Genomic DNA, 464 nt, shown 5'->3' with positions numbered 1-464 from the left:
AGAACGACAAGCTGAGATACTACAGCAAGCGGAAGCGCAACAGCAAGAGGCGGCTCGACAAGAGGCTGAGGAAAAACGACAAGATGAGATAGTGCAACAAGAGGAAGCGCAACAACAACAAGCGGCCCAACAGGAATCCGCCCGCCACGAAGCCGCTGTTCCGCCTGAGGATATTGCGGCGCCGGTGGTGTTGGCAGATGGGAGACGGGGGTTTGCGTTGCGGATCACCGTACCCTTTGGGGCGGATAGGAGCAGCTTGGGTCCGGGGGTTACCGGGCGGCTGCGGGAGATTGGGGAGACCCTCAAGGGGTACCCGGAAAACCGGGTCCTTATCCAGGGGCATACTGCTTTGGCAGGAACCATGGCGGGCAGAGTGCGGATTGCACAGGAACGGGCACAGGCTACGGCGGATTTCCTTGTCGCCGGGGGGTATGTACGCCGGGACCAGATTGAACTTCAGGCTT

The 464-nt window shown here is 60.1% G+C and carries 1 protein-coding gene; it reads left to right on the top strand.

All coding sequences use genetic code 11. The annotated features are described in order from the left end of the window. Positions 1 to 91: 91 nt before the first annotated feature. A partial coding sequence (locus TPRIMZ1_RS0113900; RefSeq protein WP_038078901.1) for an OmpA family protein occupies positions 92 to 464 on the top strand: 373 nt, incomplete at its 3' end.

Source organism: Treponema primitia ZAS-1 (assembly GCF_000297095.1).
Lineage (GTDB): Bacteria > Spirochaetota > Spirochaetia > Treponematales > Breznakiellaceae > Termitinema > Termitinema primitia_A.
This window is presented reverse-complemented; position numbering and strand designations above follow the sequence as displayed.